The 3,607-nt window shown below is 32.9% G+C and carries 3 protein-coding genes and 1 pseudogene; all 4 read left to right on the top strand.

Features of this window, described 5'->3' with window-relative positions:
- The first annotated feature begins 410 nt into the window (after nt 1–410).
- Entirely contained in the window at nt 411–1,295 is an 885-nt protein-coding gene (gene cidR / locus H624_RS0109105; RefSeq protein ID WP_010529476.1) for a cidABC operon transcriptional activator CidR, read from the top strand.
- Nucleotides 1,296–1,449: 154 nt separating this feature from the next.
- Entirely contained in the window at nt 1,450–1,836 is a 387-nt protein-coding gene (locus H624_RS0109100; protein WP_026867301.1) for a CidA/LrgA family protein, read from the top strand.
- Nucleotides 1,833–2,516: an LrgB family protein gene (locus tag H624_RS0109095; protein ID WP_008592735.1), complete on the top strand. Its 684-nt coding sequence runs from the start codon at nt 1,833–1,835 to the stop codon at nt 2,514–2,516. The genes H624_RS0109100 and H624_RS0109095 overlap by 4 nt, the downstream gene beginning before the upstream one ends.
- Nucleotides 2,517–2,628: 112 nt before the next feature.
- A pseudogene (locus tag H624_RS12000) lies at nt 2,629–3,339 on the top strand (thiamine pyrophosphate-binding protein); the annotation flags it as partial.
- Nucleotides 3,340–3,607: the final 268 nt, after the last annotated feature.

Raw genomic sequence — 3,607 nt, 5'->3', positions numbered from 1 at the left:
CATGCCACGAAATTAGCATCATGCTAGCAAATTAAGCGAACACTGACATGATAAATTAGTGGTTAGCTATATTTTTTTACTTTGCAACAGAACCGAATTATGAGTATTACTTGGCAAACAAGTTACGTCCACAAATTATTTCATCAGTTGAAGCCAAAGTTGCCTCATAGATCATTTTGTTACGCTTATTCATCAAGGACTTCCCCAATAACATCGGTTGAATACTCTAATTGTAACCCAAGGCTTCACTAATCGCTAAATCACTATCGTATCACCAGAGTGTAAAATTGGAAGTCTCCTAGCGCCACTAATTTAGATGACCTAAATTATAGGGATTTACCATGCCATTCATAACCTGTTTACTTTATGATAATATCTTCATTAAGCATCTGAAACACAGGAGGAATAATATGGATATACAACACATGGTCTATTTTGTTGAAGTTGTAAAACAAGGAAGTATGACTAAAGCATCGGAAAAACTATTTATCGCCCAACCTACTATCAGTAAAACGATTAAAAACTTAGAGGATGAATTGCAATTAATTTTATTTGATCGAAGCAAAAAAAGTTTAAAACTAACAGATGCAGGTAAAATCTTTTTTGAACAATGTAATGAAATTGTAAATTTATACAAAGACTTACCAGTTGTGATGGATAATTTACTTGGGGTTAAAACTGGACATCTCAAAATTGGTCTTTCTCCAATTATGAATGTTAAGAAACTCATAAAAATTTTAGCCGATTTTCATAATTGCTATCCCAATATCACTTATGAGCTTATCGAAAATGGTGGAAAAACAATAGAGCAAAGTATTCAAATTGATGAACTCGATGTTGGAATTACTGCTTTACCTGTTGATGATCGTCTTTTTCAATCCTTTCCATTTTACGAAGAAGAATTAAAACTTGTTGTAAATAAAAATCACCCTTTAGCAGATAAAGAAAAAGTGTCTTTAATACAACTAGAAAATGAAGGCTTTATATTATTTAACGAAAATTTTTATCTGAACGACATAATAACTGACTCTTGTAAACGCGCGGGCTTTATACCTCATATTGTTTCGAAAATTTCTCAGTGGAATTCTATTGAACAAATGATTATTGCACAAATTGGTATTGGTATCCTTCCTAAAAGTATTATTGAAATGCTAAGTGACGATGTTCGAAGCGTTAGTATCGAGTCGCCATCTATTGTATGGCAACTTGGTGTGATATGGAAAAACAATAAATACATGAATTTTGTCACTAAAGAATGGCTTCACTTTATGCAAAAACAGCTGGATTCAAAATAGAAGATATCGCTTACATAGATAAACGTAATATCTATTATGACAAACCACTATTTTTGTAATAACATGTTCCGTCTTATAATGAGTATGTAAACAAAACGAGGGAGGAAGAATTAAGGATTTTTTAGAAGCAAAAGACAATAAGGAATGAAGCCGAATGTTATTTAAGTTTTTTAGAATTCTGTCACAGATTTCCATAATATTTTTAATCACCGCGTTAGGTAATAAGATACAAAGTGTGTTACACATACCAATTGCCGGAAGTATTGTAGGGTTAGCGACTTTCTTTTTATTACTTCAATTCAAAGTGATACCTGAAAGATGGGTTCAAGAAGGGGCTAATATATTATTAGGTACAATGGCTCTCTTTTTCATTCCCTCTATAGTTGGAGGTATGAACATCATTGAACAAATCAACCTTAATTACTTAATATTTATCGCTTTAATCATATTAGGTACATGTATTGTTGCGTTAGCATCTGGTTATTTGGCCGAAAAAATGGTGCAAAAATGGACACCTAACGAAAAGCATGATTCACCATGATTTTAACGGGCTTTATGATGGTTATTTTAACAATATGTATGTATGTCATTGCACGCTATATCCAGAACAAATTCAACTATTCCATACTGAACCCGGCACTGATTGCATCACTGGCAATCATCTTCATTTTAATTATATGCGGCCTTGATTATAAAGATTATATGATTGGCGGCCAATGGATTTCCAAATTTTTAGACTGTACCGTTGTATGTCTAGCTTACCCATTATATAAATATCGACATATGATAATGCGTAATCTTAAAGTCATAATGACCAGTGTGGTATTTGGTATTTTACTTAATTTTATCATTATCTATTTCGTTATGAATTTATTTGGATTTTCAAAACAAATGATTGTTACATTGCTGCCGCGTTCCATTACGACAGCAGTTGGAATTCAAGTATCCCACCAAATGGGAGGATTAGAAACACTTAGCATTATCTTTATTATAGCAACCGGATTAATAGGGAGCATATTAGGTTCTTCTTTAATAAAGATAGGTAACTTCCAAAGCTCAATTGCCAAAGGATTAACTTATGGTAATGCATCCCACGCCTTTGGTACCGCAAAAGCACTTGAACTGGATTTAGAGTCTGGTGCTTTTAGTTCAATTGGTATGATACTCACTGCCGTTTTAAGCTCAATATTTTTGCCTTTTATCATCACATTATTCTATTAATTCCTTGTTGAAGTAATTTTAAATAACGGTAGTGCACGTTAATCCCTTGATGCATAATTGAATACGCAAATTGGCACACTAAATCAAGAAAAATAAAGGAGTAAATGTATGTATGCCTAAAAAAATCAAAGCAAATCACGCATTAATCTCAGCCTTGAAAGCATGGGATATTGATCATGTATACGGAATTCCAGGAGATTCCATTGATGCGGTCGTTGATGGATTAAAAGTTGTAGAAGATGAAATTGATTTTTATCATGTTAGACATGAAGAAGTAGCAAGTCTGGCCGCCTCCAGTTTCACAAAACTGACTGGTAAAATCGGTGTGGCATTAAGTATCGGGGGCCCTGGAGCTATCCACTTAATAAATGGAATGTATGATGCAAAACTGGACAACATCCCTCAATTAATATTAGCTGGTCAATCTGACAGTGATGTTCTCGGTACAAAAGCATTTCAAGAAACAAATCTTACGGAATTGTTCAAAGATGTTGCTGTCTATAATAAACAGATTAAGGAACCGGAAACTATCTTTGAAACAGTAAATGAAGCAATTCGTACTGCATATGCCAAAAAGGGTGTAGCTGTGCTTGTATTACCAAATGATTTATTAACTCAAAAAATTGACGACCATACAGATAAAAAAATAGATAAGGAGCCACCTGCACCAAAGAAACCATCAGTTGAGTCTATTCAAGATGCAGCAAAACTGATTGAAAATAGTAAAAAACCTGTTATGTTAATTGGTTTAGGTACCAAACATGCAAAAAAAGAATTACGCATATTTATTGAAAAAGCAAAATTCCCATCGATTATTACCTTGACCTGGTACCTCCTAAGTTTACAGATGAAATAAAAAATCTGTAGACTTAGGAGGTACCAGGTCAAATCTATAAGCATAGGATTTTATAGTATTTGGTGATCTATTTATAGTATCTAAAAACTTTAAATACTTGTTTACATATAAAAAAGGAATGCCTTCATTAGAGGTTAAAAGGTTCTGTTGCAAAGTTGAATTTATAGTATAATTTTAACAAAAAGGAGTCTTCTGTATGAACTATTTCAGATATAAACAATTTAACAAGGATGTT

This window comes from Jeotgalicoccus marinus DSM 19772 (genome assembly GCF_000425825.1).
GTDB classification, from domain to species: Bacteria; Bacillota; Bacilli; order Staphylococcales; family Salinicoccaceae; genus Jeotgalicoccus; species Jeotgalicoccus marinus.
This window is presented reverse-complemented; position numbering and strand designations above follow the sequence as displayed.